18 protein-coding genes are annotated in these 26,347 nt (G+C 33.7%); 15 read left to right on the top strand and 3 right to left on the bottom strand.

Annotated features, from left to right (window positions below; all coding sequences use genetic code 11):
• Window positions 1-189 precede the first annotated feature (189 nt).
• Genes rimP through infB form a run of 3 tightly spaced genes read left to right on the top strand, consistent with a single transcriptional unit; the run spans window position 190 to window position 4,762 of the window.
• Window positions 190-651, top strand: coding sequence for a ribosome assembly cofactor RimP (rimP, locus tag Q0945_RS05335; RefSeq protein ID WP_298484336.1), 462 nt, complete (start codon window positions 190-192; stop codon window positions 649-651).
• Between the two features lie 13 nt (window positions 652-664).
• Window positions 665-1,897 (top strand): transcription termination factor NusA, encoded by a 1,233-nt coding sequence (nusA, locus tag Q0945_RS05330; RefSeq protein ID WP_298484335.1) that lies wholly within the window; start codon window positions 665-667, stop codon window positions 1,895-1,897.
• A 42-nt stretch (window positions 1,898-1,939) separates the two neighbouring features.
• Window positions 1,940-4,762: a translation initiation factor IF-2 gene (infB, locus tag Q0945_RS05325; protein WP_299431610.1), complete on the top strand. Its 2,823-nt coding sequence runs from the start codon at window positions 1,940-1,942 to the stop codon at window positions 4,760-4,762.
• A gap of 36 nt (window positions 4,763-4,798) precedes the next feature.
• Here infB and Q0945_RS05320 read toward each other — a convergent pair whose 3' ends face one another.
• Window positions 4,799-5,182: an SPOR domain-containing protein gene (locus tag Q0945_RS05320; RefSeq protein ID WP_299431607.1), complete on the bottom strand. Its 384-nt coding sequence runs from the start codon at window positions 5,180-5,182 to the stop codon at window positions 4,799-4,801.
• Window positions 5,183-5,409: 227 nt separating this feature from the next.
• Between Q0945_RS05320 and Q0945_RS05315 the strand changes: the two genes are divergently transcribed.
• The 9 genes from Q0945_RS05315 to Q0945_RS05275 all read left to right on the top strand — a co-directional run bounded on the left by Q0945_RS05315 (window position 5,410) and on the right by Q0945_RS05275 (window position 18,027).
• Window positions 5,410-6,750: a cytochrome c3 family protein gene (locus Q0945_RS05315; RefSeq protein WP_299431604.1), complete on the top strand. Its 1,341-nt coding sequence runs from the start codon at window positions 5,410-5,412 to the stop codon at window positions 6,748-6,750.
• Between the two features lie 34 nt (window positions 6,751-6,784).
• Entirely contained in the window at window positions 6,785-9,898 is a 3,114-nt protein-coding gene (locus Q0945_RS05310; protein ID WP_299431601.1) for a TAT-variant-translocated molybdopterin oxidoreductase, read from the top strand.
• Between the two features lie 35 nt (window positions 9,899-9,933).
• Window positions 9,934-11,670, top strand: a complete 1,737-nt coding sequence (nrfD, locus tag Q0945_RS05305) for an NrfD/PsrC family molybdoenzyme membrane anchor subunit (protein WP_299431598.1) — start codon at window positions 9,934-9,936, stop codon at window positions 11,668-11,670.
• Between the two features lie 4 nt (window positions 11,671-11,674).
• Window positions 11,675-12,205: a DUF3341 domain-containing protein gene (locus tag Q0945_RS05300; protein WP_299431595.1), complete on the top strand. Its 531-nt coding sequence runs from the start codon at window positions 11,675-11,677 to the stop codon at window positions 12,203-12,205.
• A gap of 2 nt (window positions 12,206-12,207) precedes the next feature.
• A complete protein-coding gene (locus Q0945_RS05295) occupies window positions 12,208-12,768 on the top strand; it encodes a cytochrome c (protein ID WP_299431592.1) in 561 nt (186 codons plus the stop codon).
• A 15-nt stretch (window positions 12,769-12,783) separates the two neighbouring features.
• Window positions 12,784-14,118 (top strand): quinol:cytochrome C oxidoreductase, encoded by a 1,335-nt coding sequence (locus Q0945_RS05290; RefSeq protein ID WP_299431589.1) that lies wholly within the window; start codon window positions 12,784-12,786, stop codon window positions 14,116-14,118.
• A gap of 28 nt (window positions 14,119-14,146) precedes the next feature.
• On the top strand, window positions 14,147-15,205 hold the full coding sequence (locus Q0945_RS05285) for a cytochrome c oxidase subunit II (protein ID WP_299431586.1): 1,059 nt from the start codon (window positions 14,147-14,149) through the stop codon (window positions 15,203-15,205).
• 43 nt (window positions 15,206-15,248) lie between these two features.
• Entirely contained in the window at window positions 15,249-17,075 is a 1,827-nt protein-coding gene (locus Q0945_RS05280; RefSeq protein ID WP_121063077.1) for a cbb3-type cytochrome c oxidase subunit I, read from the top strand.
• 127 nt (window positions 17,076-17,202) lie between these two features.
• Window positions 17,203-18,027, top strand: a complete 825-nt coding sequence (locus Q0945_RS05275; RefSeq protein WP_299431583.1) for a DUF2807 domain-containing protein — start codon at window positions 17,203-17,205, stop codon at window positions 18,025-18,027.
• Between the two features lie 35 nt (window positions 18,028-18,062).
• On the opposite strand, the gene Q0945_RS05270 is transcribed toward Q0945_RS05275, so the two are convergent.
• Window positions 18,063-20,324 carry an acyl-CoA dehydrogenase gene (locus tag Q0945_RS05270; protein ID WP_299431580.1) on the bottom strand — a complete coding sequence of 754 codons (2,262 nt, stop codon included), beginning with the start codon at window positions 20,322-20,324 and terminating at the stop codon, window positions 18,063-18,065.
• A gap of 117 nt (window positions 20,325-20,441) precedes the next feature.
• Between Q0945_RS05270 and ruvB the strand changes: the two genes are divergently transcribed.
• Both ruvB and queG read left to right on the top strand, forming a co-directional pair.
• Window positions 20,442-21,464 (top strand): Holliday junction branch migration DNA helicase RuvB, encoded by a 1,023-nt coding sequence (ruvB, locus tag Q0945_RS05265; RefSeq protein WP_299431577.1) that lies wholly within the window; start codon window positions 20,442-20,444, stop codon window positions 21,462-21,464.
• 21 nt (window positions 21,465-21,485) lie between these two features.
• Entirely contained in the window at window positions 21,486-22,406 is a 921-nt protein-coding gene (gene queG / locus Q0945_RS05260; RefSeq protein ID WP_299432251.1) for a tRNA epoxyqueuosine(34) reductase QueG, read from the top strand.
• 2 nt (window positions 22,407-22,408) lie between these two features.
• Here queG and Q0945_RS05255 read toward each other — a convergent pair whose 3' ends face one another.
• Window positions 22,409-23,446: a LacI family DNA-binding transcriptional regulator gene (locus Q0945_RS05255; RefSeq protein WP_299431574.1), complete on the bottom strand. Its 1,038-nt coding sequence runs from the start codon at window positions 23,444-23,446 to the stop codon at window positions 22,409-22,411.
• 248 nt (window positions 23,447-23,694) lie between these two features.
• On the opposite strand from Q0945_RS05255, the gene Q0945_RS05250 reads away from it, so the two are divergent.
• A complete protein-coding gene (locus tag Q0945_RS05250) occupies window positions 23,695-26,340 on the top strand; it encodes a TonB-dependent receptor (protein WP_299431571.1) in 2,646 nt (881 codons plus the stop codon).
• Window positions 26,341-26,347: the final 7 nt, after the last annotated feature.

The raw sequence follows: 26,347 nt of genomic DNA, 5'->3' as shown, positions 1-26,347 counted from the left end.
TTCTAAATTGTAATTTTAAAATAAATAACAATAGATTATAGTATTTTACTAGTTATCTTGTTTTTAGGGTGTTAATTTAGTGCCTTAAGCATGTGTAAGAAAATAAAATTATTTGTATATTTGCAAAACTGAAAGGATATAAAGTATTCATGAGGGGACATTTTGTCCCCTCTTTTATTACTTAAAATTATGCTTAAACATAGGGTTAAAGAGTTGTTAGAGGTTGCTTTGCAAGAAGATGAGTCTATTTTTTTGATAGATTTAGCAATTACATTAGATAATAAAATTAACGTGGTTATTGATGGAGATAACGGAGTTACAGTTAAGGATTGTGTAAGAGTAAGTAGAGCAATTGAGCATAATTTAGATAGAGAAGAAGAAGATTTCTCTTTAGAAGTAGCTTCGGCAGGAGCAGCTTCTCCATTGGTTATGCCTAGGCAGTATAAAAAAAATATAGGAAGAAAAGTAGAGGTAGAAACCGAAAACTCTTCTTATGAGGGTAATTTGACTGTTGCAAATGACGAGTCTATTACGCTAGAATGGAAAGCAAGAGAACCTAAGCCTATTGGTAAGGGTAAAGTTACAGTTCAGAAAAAAAAGGAAATTCCTTTTTCTGAAATTAAGAAGGCAAAAGTTGTATTAAAATTTTAATAGATAAGTAAAAATGGAAAATATTGCGCTGATTGAATCTTTCTCGGAATTTAAAGATGACAAATTTATAGACCGAGTAACGCTAATGGCGATTTTAGAGGATGTTTTTAGAAATGCTCTAAAAAAGAAATTCGGTTCGGATGATAACTTTGATATTATTATAAATCCAGATAAAGGAGATTTAGAAATTTGGAGAAATAGAATCGTAGTTGAAGATGGTGAGGTAGAAGAGCCTAATGAAGAAATATCTTTAGCGGAAGCTCGTAAGATTGAACCAGATTTTGAAGTTGGAGAAGATGTATCTGAAGAGGTAAAGTTAATAGATTTAGGAAGAAGAGCAATTTTAGCATTACGTCAAAATCTTATTTCTAAAATCCATGAGCACGATAATACTACTATATATAAGCAATTTAAAGATTTAGAAGGCGAAATATATACTGCAGAAGTACATCATATTAGACATAAGGCAATTATTATGTTAGATGATGAAGGGAATGAAATAATTTTACCAAAAGACAGGCAAATACCTTCAGACTTCTTTCGTAAAGGAGATAATGTAAGAGGTATTATAGAAAGTGTAGAATTAAAAGGTAGTAAACCAACCATAATAATGTCTAGAACTTCTCCTAAGTTTTTAGAGCAATTATTTTTCCAAGAAATACCAGAAGTTTTTGATGGTTTAATAACGGTTAAAAAAGCAGTTCGTATTCCTGGAGAAAAAGCAAAAGTTGCTGTAGATTCTTATGATGATCGTATAGATCCTGTAGGAGCTTGTGTGGGTATGAAAGGTTCTCGTATTCATGGAATTGTTAGAGAATTGGGTAACGAGAATATAGATGTTATTAATTTTACAACAAATCCCCAATTATTAGTTACAAGAGCGTTAAGTCCTGCAAGAGTCTCTTCTGTTAAGTTAGATGATGAGAAAATGACAGCTCAAGTTTACTTAAGACCAGAAGAGGTTTCAAAGGCAATTGGTAGAGGTGGTCATAATATTAGATTGGCTGGTCAATTAACTGGTTATGAGATAGATGTGTTCCGTGAAGGAGTGGAGGAAGATGTAGAATTAACAGAGTTTTCTGATGAGATAGATGCTTGGATTATTGAAGAATTCAAGAAGATTGGAATGGACACTGCAAGAAGTGTTTTAGAGCAGGATGTTAATGATTTGGTAAAAAGAACCGATTTAGAAGAAGAAACAATTGTAGAAGTTGTTCGTATTCTAAAAGAAGAATTAGAAGATTAACTATATATTAGCAGTAATTTTTAAGAACGGCAATCAGTATTTATGGCAGATAATGCAAAAATAAGACTTAATAAAGTTCTTCGTGAACTTAATATTTCATTAGATAGGGCGGTAGATCACCTTAGTTCTAAGGGGCACTCTATAGAAGCAAGGCCTACTACTAAAATTTCTGATGAAGTTTATCAAGTCCTTCTGGATGAGTTCCAGACGGATATGAGTAAAAAAGTTGCGTCTAAGGAAGTAGGAGAAGAGAAAAGGAAAGAGAAAGAGGCAATTCGTGTTCAGTTAGAACAAGAGCAAGAGGAAAGAAGACTTGTTAGGGAAAAGAGAAATGCTTCAGAGCGTATCATAAAAGCTAAAGTAGAGCTTTCGGGACCTAAAACTGTTGGTAAGATAGATTTAAGCCCAAAAAAGAAAGTAGAAAAAGTTGAGCCTGTTGAAGAAAAATCGACTCCAGAAAAACAACCAGAGGCTCCAGTAAAGGAAGAGCCAGTAGTAGAGAAAAATGTTGAAGCTGCTGAAATTAAGGTTGAAGTAAAAGAAGAGGTTAAGCCTGTTGAGGTCTTAAAAGATGAGGAAAAATCTCAGACAAAGAAAGAAGAAGTGAAGGGAGCGGTTACTCCTGAGGTAGAAGATAAAGAAACGGCAACAGAAGAAGCTGCATCCCCAGAGAATGAGAAGATAACCACGCAGTATAAAAAACTTAGTGGACCAAAAATTACTGGTGATAAAATAGATTTATCCAAATTTCAAAAACCAAAGAAAAAGAAAGAGGATACTAAAGATTCTAATGCGGGAGGAGATAAGAAAAAGAGAAGAAGGAGAATTGTAAGTAATAATTCTGGTGGGGCAGGGTCTAACAATAGAGGTCCGGCAAGACCAGGAACTAGAGGAGCGGGGCCAAGAGGTAATAATAACAAAGGTGGTAAGCGTTTTACACCTGTTGCTAAAGTGGAGCCTACAGAGGAGGATGTTCAAAAACAAGTGCGTGAAACCTTAGAGAAACTACAAGGGAAGTCTAAAAAAGGTAAAGGTGCTAAGTATAGAAGAGATAAAAGGGATCAACACCGTCAACAAACAGAGAAGGATCTTGAAAAACAAGAACAGGAAAGTAAAGTATTAAAAGTAACAGAGTTTGTTACGGCTAGTGAAGTTGCAACTATGATGGAAGTTAGTACAACAGAAATTATTTCTGCATGTATGTCTTTGGGTATGATGGTTACCATGAATCAAAGATTAGACGCAGAAACATTATCTATTGTTGCTGATGAGTTTGGTTATGAAGTAGAGTTTATAACTGCGGACATTGAAGAAAGTATTGTTGAAGAGGTGGATGCTCCTGAAGATTTAGAAGCAAGGGCTCCTATTGTTACGGTAATGGGACATGTGGATCACGGTAAAACTTCGTTATTGGATTATATTCGTAAGGAAAATGTAATTGCAGGAGAAAGTGGAGGTATCACCCAGCATATAGGTGCCTATGGTGTTAGTTTGGAGAACGGTCAAAAAATAGCGTTCTTGGATACTCCTGGTCACGAGGCCTTTACAGCAATGCGTGCTAGAGGAGCTCAAGTAACAGATATAGCTATTATTGTTGTTGCTGCAGATGATGATATAATGCCGCAAACTAAAGAAGCAATTAGTCACGCGCAAGCTGCTGGTGTGCCAATAGTTTTTGCGATAAATAAGATAGATAGGCCAACGGCCAATCCAGATAAGATTAAAGAAGGTCTTGCGCAGATGAATTTATTAGTAGAAGATTGGGGAGGTAAAATACAATCTCATGATATTTCTGCTAAAACGGGTACTGGAGTAAAAGAACTTTTAGAAAAAGTATTATTAGAAGCGGAGTTGTTAGAATTACAAGCGAATCCTAAGAAGTTGGCAAATGGTACTGTTGTAGAAGCTTTTCTGGATAAAGGAAAGGGGTATGTATCTACTATTCTAGTGCAGACGGGAACTTTAAAAATTGGAGATTATGTATTAGCGGGTACCACTAGTGGTAAAATAAAAGCAATGCATGATGAAAGAGGGAATAGTATTAAGACAGCTGGTCCTTCAACTCCAATATCTATTCTTGGTTTAGATGGAGCTCCTCAGGCAGGGGATAAATTTAATGTTTTAGAAGATGAGCGTGAAGCTAAACAAATAGCTACAAGACGTTCTCAGTTGCAAAGAGAGCAGTCTGTAAGAACACAAAGACATATTACATTAGATGAAATTGGTCGAAGAATTGCACTTGGAGACTTTAAAGAGCTTAATATTATCCTTAAGGGTGATGTGGATGGTTCTGTAGAAGCTCTAACAGATTCTTTCCAGAAATTATCTACTGATGAAATACAAGTAAATATAATTCATAAAGGAGTTGGTCCAATAACAGAATCAGATGTGTTGCTTGCATCAGCATCAGATGCCGTTATAATAGGATTTAATGTCCGTCCAATGGGTAATGCTAGGCAAGTTGCAGAAAAAGAAGAAATAGATATCAGAATGTATTCAATCATTTATGATGCTATCAATGATCTTAAAGATGCAATGGAAGGAATGTTGTCTCCAGAGATGAAAGAAGAAATTACAGGAACAGCAGAGATTCGTGAAACCTTTAAGATTTCTAAGATTGGAACAATTGCTGGTTGTATGGTTACAACAGGTAAGATATTTAGAAACTCTAGTATTAGGTTAATTAGAGATAGTGTAGTAATTTATACTGGAGAGTTTGCTTCTTTAAAGCGATTTAAAGATGATGTTAAAGAAGTTGCTAAAGGGTATGATTGTGGTCTTCAAATTAAAAACTATAATGATATAAAAGAAGGAGATATAGTAGAAGCTTTCCAAGAAGTAGCAGTTAAGAAAAAGCTTAAATAAGTAGTTTAAAATGCAAGAGAATAAAAAAAAATCGACCTATTTGGTCGATTTTTTTGGTTTTAAAAGTATTGCTTCGGGATATTTTTTCCGTACCTCTTTGAATTTCCTTTCTGCTTCTAGTTTAGATTTAAATCTACCTAATCTTACTCTGTATGTTGGGGAGTCAAAATCTATTTTAGAAGACAAGGTTGGGAAGTCTACTTCAACATTGGATTTTATCCTTTGTGCTCTAGCGTGGTTTCCAAAACCAACTTGAATCCTATAGTAATTAGAACTAGAGTTAGCATCAGAGTTTGACGATTTGTAAAGAGTAAGAAGCTCTGTAATCTTAGTATCTTGAGTTATAGTTATTTGACCGTTTTGACCAAATGTAGCTATCGTAATAGATGTAAAAGCTATAATTGTTAGTAATGTTTTCATATTGATTCGTTTAGCGTAAATAGTAGCTTTACAAAAGTAATTTTTAAATATGATTTATGTGTTTTTTTTGATTATTTAGAATTGTTATAAATTACAAATTATAAATACCTTAACATTTTCAAAATAAAGTCTATGTTGTATTTTTGCCATCGATTTAGGTGAAGATATGGTTACTTTAAAATGATAAAGCCATTATCGTGCCAAATACCGATTGAAACATTCTATATATGAAAAAGGTTACATACCGCAATCAGATTTGTAAAGTATTAGGAGTAAGTTTTGTATTCTTTCTATTTTTTTCTGTTTCTCTTTTAGCTCAAGATGATGCTTCTGTGTCAGGAGGAGATGCTGTAAAAGGTAAGGCATTGTTTAATCAAAATTGTGCTGCTTGTCATTCTTTAACTCGTAAAATGACTGGTCCTGCTTTGGAAAAAGTGGAATCTCGTTTGTCTGAAGACGAAGGGTTAGATAGAGAGTGGCTTTATGCTTGGATTAAAAATAGTCCTGGTGTTATTAAGTCTGGAGATGCTTATGCTAATAAAATTTATGCAGAGTACAATAATGCTGCAATGACAGCTTTTCCAACACTTTCAAATGCTGATATTGATAATATTTTAGCGTATACTGCTGCTGCTCCTGCTGCACCAGTTGTTCCAGCTGCAGGCGCTGCTGTTTCTGCGGTAAGTTCTCAATCTTCTAGTATTTCTAATAATGTAATATTAGGAGCCTTGGTTTTTGTGTTTGCTCTTTTGGTAGTTATGTTGTTTTTAGTTAATAAGACATTAAAACGTATAGCTAAGGCAAATGGTGTAGAATTAGAACAGGAAAATGCAAAAAAGAAATTACCTATTTGGAAAGCTTTTGCTCAAAATCAATTTTTGGTTTTAGTGACTGTTATTTTAATGATGTTAGGAGGGGCTTATTTTGTGTATGGTTATTTAATGCAAGTGGGTGTTGATCAAGGTTATGCTCCAATACAGCCTATTCATTATTCTCATAAAGTACATGCAGGAGATAATAAGATAGAATGTAAGTATTGTCATTCTTCTGCAAGAGTGTCTAAGACTTCGGGTATTCCTGCCTTAAATGTTTGTATGAATTGCCATAAATCTATTTATGAGTATAAAGGTAATCCGGAAGGGCCATCTGCAGAGGATATAGCTAATGGGTATACAAATGAATTTTACACTGGAGAAATTAAGAAGTTATATGCTGCTGTAGGTTGGGATGAGGAGTCTCAGAAATATACAGGAGAAAGTAAGCCTGTGGAGTGGGTTCGTATTCATAATCTTCCTGATTTTGCATATTTTAATCACTCGCAGCACGTAAGTGTGGCAGGGGTGGAGTGTCAAACATGTCATGGTCCTGTGGAGGAGATGGAGGTCATGGAGCAATTTGCGCCATTAACAATGGGTTGGTGTGTAAATTGTCATAGAGAAACTAATGTTAAAGTGGAAGGGAATGCTTATTATGAAAAAATACATTCAGAACTTTCAAAAAAATATGGTGTAGATAAGCTTACTGCTGCTCAAATGGGTGGTTTGGAATGTGGAAAATGTCACTATTAATCTTAAGTAAAAGAAGCTAATTACATATATAAGTATGGCATCAAATAAAAAATATTGGAAAAACGAAGCGGAGTTAAATCCTAGCGATTCCATTGTTGAAACCTTAAAGCAAAATGAATTTGCAGAAGAAATTCCTGTGGATGAGTTTTTGGGTGATAAAGAGAATTTATCTGAAACTAATACAAATAGAAGAGATTTTCTGAAGTATGTTGGTTTTAGTACAGCGGCAGCATCGTTAGCGGCATGTGAGGGTCCTGTTGTTAAGTCTATTCCTTATGTAGTGCAGCCGGAAAATATTGTTCCTGGTGTGGCTAATTACTATGCAACTACTATTGCAAATGGATTTGATTTTGCAAATATCTTAGTAAAAACAAGAGAAGGTAGGCCAATCAAGATTGAAAATAATACAGATGCTAAGGTTGGTGGCTTTGCAAATGCAAGGGTGCAAGCTTCTGTTTTGTCGTTATATGATAGTACAAGATTGCAGGGGTCTTCTAAAGGAGGTGAGGCTGTTGCTTGGAGTGCTTTAGATGCAGAGGTTGTTTCTAAAATAAATGGCTTAAAAAATTCTGGAAAACAGGTTGTGTTCTTGACACAGTCTTATGCTAGTCCGTCTACTTCTAGATTAATAGAGCAATACAAGGTTTCTAATCCAAATATTAAGCATGTAGTTTATGATGCTATTTCTCAAGACGCTGCTTTAAATGCGTTTGAGAAAAGATATGGAGAAAGAGCTTTAGCGGATTATGATTTTGAGAAAGCTGATATTATAGTTTCTTTCGGTGCAGATTTTATTGGAGATTGGCAAGGTGGAGGATATAATTCTGGTTATTCTAAAGGGCGTGTTCCAAAGAATGGAAAAATGTCTAAGCATGTGCAGTTCGAGGCAAATATGTCTTTATCTGGTGCAAATGCGGATAAAAGAGTTCCTTTAACGCCAATGCAACAAAAAGTTGCTTTAGCAAAATTATATGCTAAACTATCTGGAACATCTGCAGGTGGGGAAATTCCTGCTTATGCAGAACAGGCTATAGAAAGTATTGCTTCTGCAATTAAAAAGAATAAAAAAGGATCTGTTGTAGTAACAGGTTTGGATGATGTTAATGCGCAAGCTGTTGTTCTTGCTATTAATGAAATGTTAGAAAGTAGGGCTTATGATGCTCTAGCTCCTAGATATGTAAGACAAGGGAATGTTAAAGCATTAAATACTTTAATTTCTGATATGAATTCAGGGAAGGTTGGTGTTTTGGTAATGGATGGGGTTAATCCTATGTATTCTTTGCCTAATGCGACTGATTTTAAATCTGGTTTAGAGAAGGTTTCGTTATCTGTTGCTTTTTCAACAAACTGGAATGAAACTACGGAGTTGGCTACATATACAGCTGCTTCAAACCATTATCTGGAGTCTTGGGGTGATGTTGAAATTAAAAAAGGGCATTATAGTTTAATGCAACCTGCAATAAAAGAATTGTTTGATACAAGACAATTTCAGAGTTCTTTATTAAAGTGGATGGGTAGTGATGTTACTTATTATGATTTTATTAAAGAGACTTGGACTTCTGCTGTTTTAAACGGAGCTGATTGGAATAAGGCATTGCATGATGGTGTTTTTGTTGTTAGTGCAGATGTTGAGGCTGTTGTTGTGCCTACTGCGGCTGTAGAAGGAGAAGAACAGGTGGATGTTTTTGGAATAGGTTCAGCAGTTAGGAGTTTGTCTAATGCTACAAGTGGTGGAGATTTTGAATTAACACTATATTCTAAAACAGGAATGGGTGATGGGCAGCAAGCTAGTAACCCATGGTTACAAGAGTTTCCTGATCCAATTACGAGAGTTTCTTGGGATAATTATGTTACTGTGTCTAAGGCGGATGCTGAGGCATTAGGATTAGAAAATCATAATGTTGCTAATGGTGGTATGGATGGTAGCTATGCAAAAGTAACAGTTAACGGTGTTGCTATTGATAAAGTTCCTGTTGTTGTACAGCCAGGTCAGGCTAATAAGTCTATTGGTCTTTCATTAGGGTATGGTAAAAAAGTAGGATTAAAAGAAGAGATGCAAACAGGAGTTAATGCTTTTGCTTTGTATCAAGGGTTTAGTAATATTCAGTCGGTTGCTATTGAAAAAGCTGCTGGTAATCATGAGTTTGCTTGTGTTCAATTACACAAAACGCTTATGGGAAGAGGGGATATTATTAAAGAAACTAGTTTAGAGATATTTAATACTAAAAATCATAAAGAGTGGAATCCTCAGCCAGTGGTGTCATTGGATCACCAAGAGGTTCCTGCTACATCTGTAGATTTATGGGATAGTTTTGATAGGTCTATTGGGCATCATTTTAATATGTCTATAGATTTAAATGCATGTACTGGTTGTGGTGCTTGTGTTATTGCTTGTCATGCAGAAAATAACGTTCCTGTTGTTGGTAAACAAGAAGTTCGTAAATCTAGAGATATGCATTGGTTGCGTATTGATAGATATTATTCATCAGAAGAAAGTTTTGAAGCTGATGATACTAAGAAAGAGGAATTTGATGGCCTTTGGGGAGATAAAGGTTCTCTAGGAGGTTTTGGAGAGTTAGAAGATCCTTCCGCTAATCCGCAAGTTGCTTTTCAGCCAGTAATGTGTCAGCACTGTAATCATGCTCCTTGTGAGACTGTTTGTCCTGTTGCTGCAACATCACATGGTCGTCAAGGTCAAAACCAAATGGCTTATAATAGATGTGTGGGTACAAGATATTGTGCAAACAATTGTCCTTATAAAGTAAGAAGATTTAACTGGTTCTTGTATAATAACAATGATGAGTTCGATTATCATATGAATAATGACTTAGGTAAGATGGTTCTTAATCCTGATGTTAATGTTAGGTCTAGAGGTGTTATAGAAAAATGTTCTATGTGTATTCAAAAAACACAAAAAACTATTCTAGATGCAAAAAGAGATGGACGTGTTATTAAGGATGGAGAATTCCAAACAGCTTGTTCTTTAGCATGTGGAGACGGAGCAATAGTCTTTGGAGATATTAATGATAAGGAAAGTGAAGTGGCTCATTTAAAAGAGAGTAACCGTATGTATCACTTATTGGAACATGTGGGAACTAAGCCAAACGTATTTTACCATGTACAGGTAAGAAATACAAACGAAGCATAATCAAACAAATAAGAAAGTAACTATAATTAAAGTCTATGGCGTCGCATTACGAAGCACCTATAAGAAAAGCCCTAGTTGTTGGTGATAAAGGTTACCATGATGTAACAGTGGATATTGCTGCTCCTGTAGAGGGAAGAGCTAATAAACATTGGTGGATTGTTTTTTCCATTGCATTGGTAGCATTCCTTTGGGGATTAGGTTGTATCATTTATACCATATCTACGGGTATCGGAACTTGGGGACTTAATAAGTCTGTAAACTGGGCATGGGATATTACTAACTTTGTTTGGTGGGTAGGTATTGGACATGCAGGAACATTAATTTCTGCGGTATTGTTGCTTTTTAGACAAAAATGGAGAATGGCAATTAACCGCTCTGCAGAAGCAATGACAATATTTTCAGTTGTTCAAGCAGGTTTGTTTCCAATTATACACATGGGTCGTCCATGGTTAGCATATTGGGTATTACCTATACCTAATCAATTTGGTTCTTTGTGGGTAAACTTTAATTCCCCTTTACTTTGGGATGTATTTGCAATTTCTACTTATTTATCTGTATCCTTAGTATTCTGGTGGACAGGTTTATTACCAGATTTTGCAATGCTTAGAGATAGGGCTATTCTGCCTTTCCAAAAGAAAATTTATGGTCTATTAAGTTTTGGATGGAGTGGGCGTGCTAAAGATTGGCAACGTTTTGAAGAAGTATCTTTAGTATTAGCTGGTTTGGCTACTCCTTTAGTACTTTCTGTGCATACTATTGTATCTTTTGATTTTGCTACCTCTGTAATACCAGGATGGCATACAACTATATTCCCTCCATACTTTGTGGCAGGTGCAATATTCTCTGGGTTTGCAATGGTAAACACCTTGCTAATCATTATGAGAAAAGTGTGTCATTTAGAAGCGTATATTACAGTACAACATATTGAGCTTATGAACATAGTAATTATGTTAACGGGCTCTATTGTAGGTTGTGCTTATATAACGGAGTTGTTTATGGCTTGGTATTCAGGAGTGGAGTACGAACAATACGCTTTTTTAAATAGAGCTACAGGGCCTTACTGGTGGGCGTATTGGTCAATGATGACTTGTAATGTTTTCTCTCCTCAGTTTATGTGGTTTAAAAAGTTACGTACAAGTATTATGTTCTCTTTCTTTATTTCTATTGTTGTAAACATAGGGATGTGGTTTGAAAGATTTGTAATTATTGTAACATCATTACATAGAGATTATTTACCATCTTCTTGGACAATGTTCTCTCCTACTTTTGTAGATATAGGAATATTCATAGGTACTATTGGGTTCTTCTTTGTATTGTTTTTATTATATGCTAGAACTTTCCCAGTAATAGCACAAGCAGAGGTTAAATCTATTTTAAAGTCTTCTGGTGAAAAATATAAAAAGCTTAGAGATGCTGGTTTACCAACTTATGAAATCACAACACCTTTAGTAGGTAATAAAGTTGAAAAAGTTGTTGAAGAACAAATTAATGAGGTTATTGAGCCAAACGAGAAAGATGTGTCTGACTTGCTAGGGACTTTAGGTTCTTTTAATGCAGATACAGATACTGCCGATGATTTGAAAAAAGTTAAAGGTATTGGTCCAAAAATGGAAGTAACATTAAACCAAATTGGAATATATACTTTTGCTCAAGTTGGTAAAATGACAGAAAAGGAATATAATCTATTAGATTCTATCACAGGGTCATTTCCTGGTAGAGCACAAAGAGATGATTGGGCAGGTCAAGCCAATAAATTAAATTCAAATAAATAAGAATATGGCATCTAAAGTTATACATGCTTATTATAATGATGATGAAGTGCTAATGCATGCAGTCAAAAAAGTTAAGGCAGCTAAACATCATATAGAAGAAGTTTTTTGTCCTTTTCCTGTGCACGGTTTGGATAAAGCTATGGGCTTAGAGCCTACTAGATTAGCTATTACAGCTTTTTTATATGGTTGTGTTGGTATATCTGTTGCAACTTTAATGATGAATTTTATTATGATTGAAGATTGGCCACAAGATATAGGTGGTAAACCAAGCTTTAGTTATATTGAAAATATGCCGGCTTTTGTACCTATTATGTTTGAATTAACTGTGTTTTTTGCAGCTCACTTAATGGTTATTACTTTTTATTTAAGAAGTAGATTATGGCCATTTAAAAAAGCTGAAAACCCAGATGTTAGAACAACAGATGACCTTTTCTTAATGGAGATTGAAATTCATGAAAATGAATCAGAATTAAGAGAATTGTTAGCAGAGAGTGGAGCTGTAGAAATTAATATATCAGAAAAAAACAGTCATTAAATATGAACAGTTTTAATAAAGTAATAGTTGTATTTGGATTAGTGCTTTTAGCAACATCTTGTGCTGATAAAAGTAAGCCTAATTATCAATATATGCCTAACATGTATGAATCTGTTGGGTATGAAGCTTACGGTGAAGCAGATTTTTTACCTAATGGAATGGAGGCAAAAATGCCAGTGGAAAATACTATTTCTAGAGGATGGATTCCTTATGGAATAGAAAATACACCTGAAGGTAAAGAAATTGCAAGATTAAACCCTAGTCCATTAGATTCCTTACAAAGTGTGTCTAATTTAGCAAAAGGTAAAGAGCTATACGGTATATATTGTGCCATTTGCCATGGACCAAAAGGAAAAGGACAAGGTACTTTGGTAAAGAGAGAAAAAATATTGGGTGTTCCTAGTTATGCAGATGCAGCTAGAAACATAACTGTAGGCACAGCTTATCATACGGTGCAATATGGTTTAAACTCAATGGGTTCGTATGCTTCCCAAATGAATACAGAAGAAATGTGGCAAGTTTCTGAGTATGTAATGGCATTGAAACAAGATTTAATAAAATAATACATAGATAAGAATATGTACACGTTTTCAAACAGATTAAAAATTGCTTCATTTATATTAATGGCAGTTGGACTTATAGGTATTGCAGTAGGATTTATTTCTGCACCATCTACAGTTGAAGAAGCTAAAGCAATAGTTGCAAGTCATGATGCTCATGGAGACAGTCATGCTACAGAATCTCATGGAGCTATTGACGCTCATAATACACATGAAGCAGTAAATGCACATGATGAAGGACATAGTTCTTCTCATGATGAGCATTTATTACATCAATTACAAAACAAGCCATGGGCAGCATTATATGTTGCAGCATTCTTCTTTATGATGATTGCTTTGGGGGTGTTGGCTTTTTATGCTATTCAAAGAGCTGCGCAAGCTGGGTGGTCACCATTATTATTTAGAGTAATGGAAGGTATTACTTCTTACTTAGTACCAGGTGGTATTATTGTATTTGTAATTCTAGTATTATCTGTTATGCATATGAACCATTTATTTGTTTGGATGGATGCAGATGTTGTAGCTCATGATCACTTACTACAAGGTAAAAAAGGATATTTAAATCCGATATTCTTCTTAATACGTGCCGCTATATTTTTAGCTGGTTGGATATTATATCGTGAGTATTCTAGAAAGTTATCTTTAAAACAAGATGAGTCTAATGATGATTCTAACTTTAAATTAAATTTTAGAATTTCTGCAGGGTTTTTAGTATTCTATCTTATTTCAGAATCTATTATGTCTTGGGATTGGATTATGAGTGTGGATCCACACTGGTTTAGCACCTTGTTTGGATGGTACGTATTTGCAAGTATGTTTGTTTCTGGCATTACAGTAATAGCATTGGTAACTATATATTTAAAATCTAAAGGGTATTTAGAAGATGTAAATGATAGTCATATTCATGATTTAGCTAAATTCATGTTTGGTATTAGTGTATTCTGGACATACTTATGGTTTTCACAGTTTATGTTAATTTGGTATTCTGATATTCCAGAAGAAGTAACCTATTATGTAACACGTATACAGGATTTTAGATTGCCATTTTTTGGTATGATAGTAATGAACTTTTTATTTCCAGTTCTATTATTAATGAACAGTGATTATAAACGAGTAAATTGGTTTGTTGTAATGGCAGGTGTTGTAATTCTTGCAGGACATTATTTAGATATATTTAATATGATTATGCCTTCTACAGTTGGTGATCAGTGGTTCATTGGAATACCTGAAATAGGAGCTGTATTATTTTTTGCAGGTTTATTTATATTCTGGGTATTTAGAGCTTTAAGTAATGCGCCATTACAGCCAAAACGAAATCCTTTTATAGAGGAAAGTAGACATTTTCATTATTAATAAGTAAGGTATAATATTAAATCATACAATGACTACATTATTAACTTTAGTTGTATTAGTTCTAGTGGCAATTGCAATATCGCAAATGACCAAGATGTTCGAACTCTCACAACTCACTACGGAGAATTCTCAAATTGCAAATGATCAGGATAATAAAATCAATGGTTATTTATTATTTGCTTTTTTAATATTTATTTATGGTATTACCATTTTTAGTTTTTGGAAATACACTAAAGTATTATTACCAACTGCTGCTTCTGCGCATGGTGCGGAATATGATTATTTAATGTTGGTATCTTTTATCATCATATTTATAGTACAAACGTTAACACAAGCGTTATTACATTACTTTGGTTATAAGTATAGTGGTAAAAAAGGGAATAAAGCTTTATTCTATGCGGATAATGATAAGTTAGAGTTTATATGGACCATTATCCCTGTAATTGTTTTAGCAGGATTAATTCTTTGGGGGCTTTACACTTGGACTGAAATCATGGATGTAAATGATGAAGATGATCCTATTATTGTTGAATTATATGCGCAACAATTTAATTGGACCGCAAGATATGCAGGTGATGATAATGTACTTGGTGGCGCTAATGTAAGAATGATAGATATTGATAATGCTAATATATTAGGATTAGATCCTGCGGATAGTTATGCTGCAGATGATATTATTGTTAAAGAGTTACATTTACCAGTTGGTAGAAAAGTGAATTTTAAAATGCGTTCACAAGATGTCTTGCATTCAGCTTATATGCCACATTTTAGAGCACAAATGAATTGTGTTCCTGGAATGATAACTGAATTTTCTTTTACTCCTATAACAACAACTGCTGAGATGCGATTAGATCCTGATGTAGTTGATAAGGTTAAAAGAACAAATGCTATAAGAGCTAAAAAAGCCGCTTTAGGCGAAGACAATTCTGATCCATGGGAGTTTGATTATATTTTACTTTGTAATAAGATTTGTGGAAAATCGCATTACAATATGCAAATGAAAATTATAGTGGAAACAGAAGAAGAATACAATAAATGGATAAAAGAACAAAAGACTTTTAAACCATCTATAGCTTCTGTAAACTAATTACAAGTAAAATAATAAATTAACAAAAAAATAAAGTTCGATTATGTCAGCAACAGCACATGCACAAGTAGATGGTCACGAAGAGGATCATGGACATCATCATCACAAAGAAACCTTTGTAACAAAATATATATTTAGTACAGATCATAAAATGATTTCTAAGCAGTATTTAATTACTGGTTTAATCATGGGTACTATTGGTATAGCAATGTCTATCTTATTTAGAATGCAAATTGCTTGGCCAGGAGAATCTTTTCCAATATTTGAAGCTGTATTAGGAAAATGGGCTCCAGGAGGTGTAATGGATGCGGATATTTATTTAGCATTAGTTACTATTCATGGTACTATAATGGTATTCTTTGTACTTACCGCTGGTTTAAGTGGTACGTTTAGTAACTTACTTATTCCTTTGCAAATTGGTGCAAGAGATATGGCATCAGGGTTTTTAAATATGGTGTCTTACTGGTTATTCTTTTTATCTAGTGTAATAATGGTTTGCTCTTTATTTGTAGAGGCAGGACCTGCAGCAGCAGGATGGACAATTTATCCGCCTTTGAGTGCACTGCCAATGGCACAACCAGGTTCTGGTATGGGTATGACATTATGGTTGGTTTCTATGGCTATATTTATTGCATCTTCATTACTTGGGTCATTAAACTATATAGTTACAGTTATTAACTTACGAACAAAAGGTATGTCAATGACAAGATTACCACTGACAATATGGGCATTCTTTGTAACAGCAATTATTGGTGTTATTTCGTTCCCAGTTCTTTTATCAGCAGCATTATTACTTATAATGGATAGAAGTTTTGGAACCTCATTCTTTTTATCAGATATATTTATTCAAGGAGAAGTTTTGCATTATCAAGGAGGTTCACCTGTTTTATATGAGCACTTATTTTGGTTCTTAGGCCACCCAGAAGTATATATTGTATTATTGCCTGCATTGGGTATTACGTCAGAAGTAATGTCTACCAATGCTCGTAAACCAATTTTTGGATATAGAGCTATGATTGCGTCTATAATTGCAATTGCATTCTTGTCTACAATAGTTTGGGGACACCATATGTTTATTTCTGGAATGAATCCTTTCTTAGGATCTGTATTTACATTTACAACACTATTAATTGCAATACCATCTGCGGTAAAGGCATTTAACTATATAACCACACTATGGAAAGGTAATTTACAGTTAAACCCTGGAATGTTATTTTCTATAGGATTAGTTTCCACTTTTATAACAGGAGGTTTAACAGGTATTGTATTAGGAGATAGTACACTAGATATTAACGTTCATGATACATATTTTGTGGTAGCACACTTTCACTTAGTAATGGGTATATCTGCACTATATGGTTTATTTGCTGGAGTTTATCACTGGTTCCCAAAAATGTTTGAGGGTAAGATGATGAACAAAAACTTAGGATATGTACACTTTTGGATAACAGCAGTTTGTGCCTATGGAGTATTCTTTCCAATGCACTTTGTTGGTATGGCAGGTGTTCCCAGAAGATATTACCAGAATACAGCATTTCCAATGTTTGATGAATTAACAGATGTACAAGTTTTAATGACTGTATTTGCAATAATTGCTGCAGGAGCGCAATTAATATTCTTATACAATTTTGTTAATAGTATCTTTAATGGTAAGAAAGGTTCATTAAATCCATGGAGCTCTAATACATTAGAATGGACTACTCCACACGAACATTTTCATGGAAACTGGCATGGTCCAATTCCAGAAGTTCATCGTTGGGCTTATGATTATAGTAAGGTAGATGCAAATGGGGAATATATTATACCTGGTCAAGATTTTGTTCCGCAAACAGTTCCTTTGCAACCAGATGAAGAAGAAATGCATCACTAATTAGTTGTGCATTAAAATATAGTAAAGCCTAACTTTTATAGTTAGGCTTTTTTTTGTTGTAATTTGAAAAGTATATGGTTTTTTTATAATATATTACAGTAACCATTAACGTTTAAATTTATTTACAATGAAAAACATATTAATTGCCACCTTATTGTTTTTTTGCGCCTATAGCTATGCGCAACGCAAACCTAAAATTAAAGGAAATAAGAATGTAATTGATGTTGTTCAAGACTTACCCTCGTTTTCAAAAATTGAATTAAATGATGACTTAGATATTACTTTAAAAAGAGGAAATGTTGAAGGGTATGCTATTACAGCAGATGATAATTTAATAGATGTTTTAAAATTACGAGTAGTAAATGGAACACTTAAAATTAGTTCTTTCTATAAAATTACAAGGAAAAAGAAATTAGATATTGTTGTAAGTTATGTGGATCTAAATACTATTGTTATGAGGACTGGAAGAATACGAATGAAGGATATAGTAGAGTCGGAAGAACTTTATGTAAACACATTTGAAGACTCTAAATTAGAATTAAATGCACAATCTCCTTATGTGGAGATTAATATGGAAGGTAATAGTTCTGGTAATTTTAATATAGATAGTGATTCTTTACAAATAAATTTAAAAGACCGTATAGATGTTTCTATATACTCTACAAGTTCTACGAATTCAATTTTCATGACAGATACATCCTCTGCCAAAATGGATGGTACTACTGATGTATTGACTGTAAAACTTTTAGGTTCCTCTAATTTAAAAGCAGAAAGACTCCAGTCAAGTACTGTTTCAGCTACTTTGTCTGAATCTCCTAGTGCTAGAGTTTATGCCTCAGATACTATAGAATTGTCTTCCTCCGGCTCTTCTAAGACTTATTTTTATGGAGATGGTAAAATGGTTTTGTTAGATTTTTTAGATACATCTGAATTACATAAAAAAAAGAATTAAATTTATTTAATAATCTAGATGTAACTGCTCCGATGTTATTTGCTAATCGGAGCAGTTAAGCAATGCTCTGGTATTCCAAAACCATCTACAAGAGTATTTATATGGGGTCTTAGCTCTGTGCTAAGTCTTTCTACGCGTTGCCTTATTGCCTTAGATTTTGTAGCACCTATATAGCCTTGTTCTAAATACCAACTGGCATCAATTCTTATTTCATGTAGAGCATATAAAACGCCTAGTTTTTTAAATAGGTCGGCATATTTTTTATCTTTAATTTCAGTAATAGAATTATAATAATATTCGTATGCTATTGCTATGCTGTATGCTTTTCCTAAGTTTATTAAATGTGTTTGTACTTTTAAAAAAGCTTGATAAGATGGCACCCCTTTTTTTATGTACCCTTGTATGCGTTTGGCAATAGAATATGTTAATCTTCTTGTTCTATAGTTAAGAGCGTTTTTATGAAATTCTGGATCATATAAATGGTCTTTATCTACTTTGTTTGTATAAATAGGGTTGGCAGTTGTAACGGTATCATTTATCTGTTTGCTTAATAGTTTTAATACAGATAAAAAACCTGCACTATTAAATTCTGCCTTAAAATCCGATAACACTCCTTTTGCTGCTAATTGTAGCAAAACAGTGTTGTCCCCTTCAAAAGTTGTAAAAATGTCTACATCATTCTTTAAATCTGCTATTCTGTTCTCTATTAGGTATCCTTTTCCTCCGCATGCTTCTCTACATTCTTGAATGGTAGAATTTGCATACCATGTTATAATCGATTTTAAACCTGCGGCTTGTGTTTCTACTTTTCTTTTGTCTGAGTTTTCATTACAATATTCATGCATCATTTTGTCTAAAGTAAAGTGATAAACATATGCTTTAGCCACTAATGGGATTAATCGTAATTGGTGCGATGGATAATCCATCAACAAATCTTCTTGCATTTTTTTATTGTCATTAAACTGTCTTCTTTGTAAAGCATGTTTTATAGCAATTGTTAAAGCCATTTTTGCACCACCTAAACCAGCTCTGGCAACGCAAATTCTTCCGCCAACAAGGGTTCCAAGCATGGTGAAAAATCTTTTATTAGGATTTTCAATTTTAGAAAAATAAGAACCGTCATTTGTAATAGATCCATATTTATCTAATAAATTATCTTTTGGTACCGCGACTTGGCTAAACCATATTTTACCATTGTCTACACCATTAAGTCCTAATTTATATCCGTTATCAACTACATTTATTCCAGGTAGTAAGTTGTGGTTTTTATCTCTAAGAGGAACAAGAATTGCATGCACACCTTCATTTTTTCCATTCACAATAAGTTGGGCAAAAACAGAAGCCATTTTAGAATCTAAAGCATTTCCTATATATTCTTTGTTGTCAATTTTACCTGGGGTGTGTATAATTATCTGATTTGTTTTTTTATCATACGTAGCTGTTGTTTTTACGCCTCTTACATTGGACCCATGCCCTGTTTCTGTCATAGCAAAACAACCTAATAAAGATGCTTCTCCAGTATTTTTTAAATATAAGTCATGATGTTTTTTTGTACCTAGTTTTTGAATACTTCCACCAAACAGTCCAAATTGAACGCCAAACTTAATGGCCATACTGCCATCTACAAACATCATGTGCTCAAAAATTGCAGCGTAACCTTCCATATCTTCCTTTCCCTTATAAGCTGTAGGGTACGCCATTGCTCCATAACCTTTATTTGCAAGATGTTTTACTTGTTCTAATACTTTTTTTCTGTGAGCGCTTTTATCGCGAATAGTTTCCCAATTAAATATAGTAGCAGATAAATCTTTCCTAAAAGTATCTATTACTTTGGCTTGTTTGCCTTTTAAAATAGTATCTATTATTGCATTGTCATATTCTTTAGATACATTGTTAGTACTTATTTTAACCTCAAATAAATGATTATAGTGGTTAGGTTGCATACCTAGATTAAGTTCTATTTTCTTTAGACTTTCGTTAAAAGTGCTTTCGGAAAAATATGAGGCAGTTATTTTTTGACTATAAAAAGTTAATGGATAAGACTCACTTTCTATTAATTTGGTTTTAGAGGCGTCAATAATTTGTTTCCAAATTTTAACCTCTTTGTCTTTAAGGGAGTTTTCATTTTTTAACCAAGAAAGCAGTAGTTCTTTATCTTGATTCTCTAAAGTACTATCTTCCTCTAATGCATGTTTCACAACATTAATTTCAGAAGCAGATAATAAATCATCTGCCCAAATAATATAAAAAAATGGAAGGTATTGTGTTACGCCTTTAGAGTATTGTATATTTTTCATGAGATGAATTTACAATAATAATTAGATACTTTTTTTGTTATTTAAAAAATATGATGGTATAATACTTGTTAATTCTATTAAACTAATAGCGTTTGATTTTTGCTATCTTTGTTTACTATGAATGAAAATTTGGATCCAACTACTGGTAATTTTTCTTCGGAAGAGTTTGATATAGAAAGAGCTTTAAGGCCAGTTACTTTTAATGATTTTACTGGGCAGGAACAGGTTCTTGAAAATCTAAAGATTTTTGTAGAAGCGGCAAACCAAAGAGGAGAGGCATTGGATCATACTTTATTTCATGGCCCTCCAGGATTAGGAAAAACAACTTTAGCTCATATTTTAGCAAATGAACTTGGTGTAGGTATAAAAATTACGTCGGGTCCTGTGTTAGATAAACCAGGAGATTTAGCTGGTTTGTTAACAAACTTAGAAGAACGAGATGTATTGTTTATTGATGAAATTCATAGGCTTAGTCCAATTGTAGAAGAGTATTTGTATTCTGCAATGGAAGATTATAAGATTGATATTATGATTGAAAGTGGGCCAAATGCAAGGACGGTTCAAATAAATTTAAATCCGTTTACACTAATAGGAGCAACTACAAGATCTGGTTTGCTTACAGCTCCTATGCGAGCTCGTTTCGGAATTCAAAGTAGACTACAATATTATTCTACAGAGTTATTATCTACTATCGTAGAACGAAGCTCAGAAATTTTAAACGTACCTATAACTAATGAAGCTGCTATAGAAATTGCAGGCAGAAGTAGAGGTACACCAAGAATATGTAATTCCCTTTTAAGAAGAGTTAGAGATTTTGCTCAAATTAAAGGTAATGGTAGTATAGATATTGATATTTCAAAGTTTAGTTTAAAAGCATTAAATGTAGACGCGCATGGGTTAGATGAAATGGATAATAAAATACTAACCACCATTATAGATAAATTTAAAGGAGGTCCAGTAGGAATATCTACTATTGCAACGGCAGTATCTGAAAGCCCAGAAACTATAGAAGAAGTGTATGAGCCTTTTTTAATTCAGCAGGGTTTTATAATGCGTACTCCAAGAGGAAGAGAAGTTACTGAGCAAGCGTATAAGCATTTAGGTAGAATAAAAGGAAATATTCAAGGAGGATTGTTTTAGAAATTAGTAATAGCACTTTTGATAGATATAAAAGAAAAACATAGTGCATTAATTAAAGAAGAAGCCAAGCGTCTTGGTTTTCTTTCTTGCGGAATATCCAAGGCAGATTTTTTAGAGGAAGAAGCTCCAAGACTAGAAAAATGGTTGCAAGAGAATAGACATGGACAAATGCAGTACATGGAAAACCATTTTGATAAACGACTAGATCCACGTTTATTAGTAGAAGGTTCCAAATCTGTAGTGTCTTTACTGCTTAATTACTATCCAAAAGAACAGCAAAATAAAGATGCTTATAAACTTTCTAAATACGCTTACGGTAATGATTATCATCATGTAATAAAATCTAAACTCAAAGAACTTCAGAATTTTATAAGCACAGAAATTGGAGACGTTGGTGGTAGAGCTTTTGTAGATTCTGCTCCAGTTTTAGATAAGGCTTGGGCAGCAAAAAGTGGTTTAGGGTGGATTGGGAAACACAGTAATTTATTAACCCAGCAAGTAGGTTCTTTTTACTTTATAGCAGAACTTATTTTAGATATAGATTTGGCTTATGATGCTAAAGTAACCGATCATTGTGGTACTTGTACGGCATGTATAGATGCTTGTCCAACACAAGCAATAATAGAGCCATATAAAGTAGATGGTAGTAAATGCATTTCCTATTTAACTATAGAGTTGAAAAACGAAATGCCATCAGAATTTCAAAATAAAATGGATAATTGGATGTTTGGGTGCGATGTTTGCCAAGATGTTTGCCCTTGGAATAGGTTTTCAAAACCGCATTCAGAACCATTGTTTAATCCGCATCCAGATTTGTTACGTATGGATAAAAAAGACTGGGAAGAAGTTACTGAAGAAGTTTTTAAAAAAGTATTTCAAAAATCGGCCGTAAAACGAACTAAATTTTCTGGTTTACAAAGGAATATTAAATTTTTAAAATAAAACTATAGAATTTCTTTTTTAGTAGATTCTCGTTTAACAAGCTCTGTTTTTAGAATAATTTCTTTATGGTTTATGAGTTCCTTTTTTTTTGTCTTTTTGATTTCTTTATAAAGTTGTTTAAAAGCAGTTTTTCCCATTAAATACCCTGGTTGATTTATTGTAGTCAGTGTTGGCGATATTACGGATGACATAAACCAATTACTAAAACCTACTATGGATATATCCTCAGGAATCTTAACTCCTTGGTTGTTAAATTCAGTCATTGCACCAATGGCCACTAAATCGGTATTTATAAATATGCCATCTACATGAGTGTGGTCTTTTAATAATTGCCTTGCATTCTTTTTACCCTCTTCAAAACTCATGTCACCGCATTCACAGATATATACTAAAGAAGGGTCATAGGGTAGATTGTTATCTAGTAAAGCTTTTTTGTAACCTAGAAATCTATCAATAGAATTTTGAGGTAAAAGAGCACCTCTAAAATGTGCAATACGTTTACAACCAGTATTTATTAAGTGCTGAGTAGCACAATATGCTGCTTGCCTATCGTTAATGATAACTTTGGTACACTTAACAATTTTTGCAATCTTATCAAACATCACAATAGGTTTGTTTTGAGAAATAACGTCTTCTAAATGTTTGTAATCACCAGTACCATTGGCTAAGGAGATTAAAATGCCATCTACACGTTGGCTTAGAAGCAAATCAATTTGTTTTTTTTCTAATTCATAAGATTCATTAGATTGTAAAATGATAACCAAATAACCTTTTTTTTCGGCCTGGGCAACAATCCCCTTAATAACGCTAGAAAAAAAATGGTGTACAATTACCGGAATTATTAAACCAATAGTTTTAGATTCTTTAGTTCTTAGATTTACAGCAAATGTATTTGGTTTGTAATTTAGTGTTTTGGCAAGTTCTTTAACTAAACCTTTTGTTTTTTTACTAACATCTGGGTAGTCTTTTAGAGCTTTTGAAACAGTTGGTATGGAAATATTTAAATGCTCTGCTATTTGTTTTAAGGTTGCTGGTTTCATATAAAATATTAAAAAGAATTAAACTTAAATCAACAATAATAAGAAATAGAAAAAATGGAAAAATATAATTTTTTTTAAAAATTAACATGTTTATTGTTTCTAATATAAAGATAAATATACAAAATCGAAAACGTTTTCGGTAAAATCGAAAACGTTTTCGGTAATTTTATTCTATTTTTTTTTGCTGTTAAAATATAGATTGCATAAAAATTATACTAGATTTTTATTAACTAATCAAAAAAACTCATATGAATTTATTAAAAATGAAATGTAGCTTTTTACTCTTCGTATTATTTTCTGTAGCTACAGTTGTTGCACAATCAACAATTTCAGGAAAAATTAATGATACTAATAATGTTCCCTTAGGAGGAGTAAACATTATTATTGACGGGACAACTAAAGGTGTAGTTACTGATTTTGATGGAAACTATACTTTAGGTAATATGGAAGATGGTAGCTACGTTATGAAATTAAGCTACTTAGGATATAAGGCAATATCCAAAAATGTAGAAATTAACGGTGCAGACTTAGTGTTAGATTTTATTATGGAAGAAGACGCTCAGTTTTTAGATGAAGTAGTTGTTACTGGGGTAGTAAATGCTAAATCAAAATTAGAATCTAGTGTCTCTGTATCTACTATGAATGCTAAGATAATAGAGGAGGCATCACCAAGAAGTGCTGGGGAGCTTTTTAGAAACATTCCTGGTATACGAGCGGAGTCTTCCGGTGGAGAAGGAAATGCGAATTTCAATGTTCGTGGTGTTCCAATATCTTCAGGTGGTTCTAGGTACTTTCAAATTCAGGAAGACGGTTTACCATTAAATTTATTTGGAGATACTTCTTTTGGAAACGCAGATAATTTTTTACGTATAGACTCTAACATTGGAAGAGTAGAGGCAATTAGAGGAGGTTCGGCTTCGACACAAACATCTAATGGTCCTGCAGGTATTATAAATATGATTAGTAAGACTGGAGAAAAAGAAGGAGGTTCCATAGGAGCGACTTACGGTTTAGACTACCAAACTAGTAGATTAGATTTTGAATATGGTACATCTTTAGGAGAAGGTTTATTTTATCATATAGGCGGATTTATGAGAGCAGGAGAGGGGCCAAGAGAAATTGGGTACCAAGGGAATAAAGGAGGACAAATAAAAGCTAATCTTACTAAAAAATTTGATAATGGTTATGTGCGTACTTATTTTAAATTTTTAAATGACAGATCTGTTATGTATTTGCCTATGCCAATGTTGTTAGAAGGAGACAATGCAAATCCTACTTATTCTAACTTACCTGGTTTTGATATTACTAATGATGCTTTACAATCAGCATATTTACAGCAAAGCGCAGGAACTTCCCCTTTTGATGGAGGAGGAACACATGTAAACGATGTAAGAAACGGGAACAATCCTAGATCTACATCTATTGGTGCAGAATTCTCTTTCGATTTAGGAGGTGATTGGAAAGTAAATGGAAAAGCTAGATACTCTAAGAATGGAGGAGAGTGGGTTGCTCCATTTACCGCTGCAGTAGGTACAGTTTCGGAAATTGAAGCTACAGCAAGAGGTGCAGCGGCTACAGAAACAACTCGTCCAACGGGTGCATTAGTTTATTCGGACGGAGCTAGAGAACCTTTTGCTCCTGCAAATGGTTTGGCGCAAATAATACATATGTTTGATGTTACTATAGATGATTTAAGTAATTTTTTTAGTGATGTAAAAGTAACTAAGAAATTAGGAGATAATATAGGGGTTACAGCAGGTTTATTTAGTGCCACTCAGAATACAAAAATTGGTTGGCAATGGAGTTCATTTATTTCAGAAGTTAAAGGGGGAGGAGAAGCAAGGTTAGCAGATTTTGATGGCTTTTCAAGAAACGGACAATACTCTTATGGAACTCCAGTATGGGGTAACTGCTGCCAACGTAAGTACAATACAGTACATAATGTAAATTCTCCTTATGTAGGTTTAGACGCTGATATTACTGAAAAATTAAATTTTGATGGTAGTGTGCGTTTTGAAAATGTTAGAGTAAATGGAACTATACAAGCAGGACCAACCAGTCAGGATAATTACGATTATAATGGAGATGGTATTATACAAGGTATTGAAGAGGTAGTGCCAGTAATAGCAGGTAACGCAGGACAAGTAGTGAATGATGATTATAACTTTATATCTTTTTCTGCAGGACTTAATTATAAATTGAGTGATAGAGCAGCTGTGTTTACAAGGTACAGTTCTGGGGCCTCAGGTAGAGCGGCAGACAGAAACTCTTATGGTACAGATGGAAAAGCTGACGTACAGTATGATGAAGTTTCTCAATTAGAAGTTGGTTTTAAGAAAAGATTTGATAAAGGTATTCTTAATCTAACAGGTTTTGTTAGTAATACAGATGAAGGGCTAAGTAACGAATTAAATAGAACAGTTGGTAATCCGTTTAAAGCTTTGGGAATAGAAGCAGAAACTGTTCTAGCTTTTGGCGACAACGTAGCCGTTAATGGTTCTGTTACTTGGACAAAAGCAGAAATTGATGGTGGAGATAACAAAGGAAACACGCCAAGAAGACAAGCTGATTTTGTTTTTAACTTATCACCAACATTCTCTTTTGGAGAGAATAAACAACATTTATTAGGTGTTAGCATGTTAGGTACATCTAAATCTTATGCTCAAGATGACAACGCTTTGGTTATGCCAGGATATGCTTACCTTAACTTGGTAGCTAAAGTAGGTTTAACTGAAGGTCTTTCTTTAGCTTTTAATGTAAATAACATTTTCGATACCGTAGGTATTACAGAAGTAGAAGGTAATGGCGACGGTGCTTTTGGAGCTAATCGTTTGGCAAGAGCTAGGTCAATTAGTGGTCGTTCTTCCACAGTCTCGTTACAATATAAATTTTAAGTTAAGG

This window comes from uncultured Maribacter sp., from assembly GCF_947500405.1.
GTDB lineage: Bacteria > Bacteroidota > Bacteroidia > Flavobacteriales > Flavobacteriaceae > Maribacter_B.
This window is presented reverse-complemented; position numbering and strand designations above follow the sequence as displayed.

Coding starts and splice junctions, on each gene's coding strand:
- Q0945_RS05285 (WP_299431586.1), top strand. CDS start 14,147: ATGACTACATTATTAACTTTAGTTGTATTAGTTCTAGTGGCAATTGCA.
- rimP (WP_298484336.1), top strand. CDS start 190: ATGCTTAAACATAGGGTTAAAGAGTTGTTAGAGGTTGCTTTGCAAGAA.
- Q0945_RS05280 (WP_121063077.1), top strand. CDS start 15,249: ATGTCAGCAACAGCACATGCACAAGTAGATGGTCACGAAGAGGATCAT.
- Q0945_RS05270 (WP_299431580.1), bottom strand. CDS start 20,324: ATGAAAAATATACAATACTCTAAAGGCGTAACACAATACCTTCCATTT.
- Q0945_RS05310 (WP_299431601.1), top strand. CDS start 6,785: ATGGCATCAAATAAAAAATATTGGAAAAACGAAGCGGAGTTAAATCCT.
- nrfD (WP_299431598.1), top strand. CDS start 9,934: ATGGCGTCGCATTACGAAGCACCTATAAGAAAAGCCCTAGTTGTTGGT.
- Q0945_RS05290 (WP_299431589.1), top strand. CDS start 12,784: ATGTACACGTTTTCAAACAGATTAAAAATTGCTTCATTTATATTAATG.
- Q0945_RS05320 (WP_299431607.1), bottom strand. CDS start 5,182: ATGAAAACATTACTAACAATTATAGCTTTTACATCTATTACGATAGCT.
- Q0945_RS05300 (WP_299431595.1), top strand. CDS start 11,675: ATGGCATCTAAAGTTATACATGCTTATTATAATGATGATGAAGTGCTA.
- infB (WP_299431610.1), top strand. CDS start 1,940: ATGGCAGATAATGCAAAAATAAGACTTAATAAAGTTCTTCGTGAACTT.
- Q0945_RS05250 (WP_299431571.1), top strand. CDS start 23,695: ATGAATTTATTAAAAATGAAATGTAGCTTTTTACTCTTCGTATTATTT.
- Q0945_RS05255 (WP_299431574.1), bottom strand. CDS start 23,446: ATGAAACCAGCAACCTTAAAACAAATAGCAGAGCATTTAAATATTTCC.
- nusA (WP_298484335.1), top strand. CDS start 665: ATGGAAAATATTGCGCTGATTGAATCTTTCTCGGAATTTAAAGATGAC.
- Q0945_RS05275 (WP_299431583.1), top strand. CDS start 17,203: ATGAAAAACATATTAATTGCCACCTTATTGTTTTTTTGCGCCTATAGC.
- Q0945_RS05295 (WP_299431592.1), top strand. CDS start 12,208: ATGAACAGTTTTAATAAAGTAATAGTTGTATTTGGATTAGTGCTTTTA.
- ruvB (WP_299431577.1), top strand. CDS start 20,442: ATGAATGAAAATTTGGATCCAACTACTGGTAATTTTTCTTCGGAAGAG.
- Q0945_RS05315 (WP_299431604.1), top strand. CDS start 5,410: ATGAAAAAGGTTACATACCGCAATCAGATTTGTAAAGTATTAGGAGTA.